This is a genomic window from Tritonibacter sp. SIMBA_163 (genome assembly GCF_046535935.1).
GTDB classification, from domain to species: domain Bacteria; phylum Pseudomonadota; class Alphaproteobacteria; order Rhodobacterales; family Rhodobacteraceae; genus Epibacterium; species Epibacterium scottomollicae.
This window is the reverse complement of the sequence record NZ_JAWJBP010000881.1, coordinates 1-253: the sequence shown is the minus strand read 5'-3', so window position 1 is coordinate 253 and position 253 is coordinate 1. Positions and strand designations below refer to the sequence as shown.

Sequence of the window (253 nt, the reverse complement as noted above, 5' to 3'; positions counted from 1 at the left end):
ATGGAAGATGAAAGGAGTGAGCACTGCTGTATCGGACGTTGCAGAGGATTTAAAGCATAACGTCGTCGTTATCTTCACCACTCGGGTTTAAGTCAAGGGCAGAAGTCGATTCTGCATAAGCAAAAGCAGTCCCACCTTCACCAGGAGTAGGGGGAACAACACTTTCACCCCGAATACCAGCTTGCATAGCCCAGTCACCAATGGATCCCGCTTGCTGAAGACTTTGGGCATCAAACACGAAACCGGTTGATTG

The 253-nt window shown here is 49.0% G+C and carries 1 protein-coding gene; it reads right to left on the bottom strand.

All coding sequences use genetic code 11. The annotated features are described in order from the left end of the window. Positions 1–49: 49 nt before the first annotated feature. Positions 50–253: hypothetical protein (locus tag R0J92_RS24860; RefSeq protein ID WP_411053648.1), on the bottom strand; the 204-nt coding region annotated here is incomplete at its 5' end.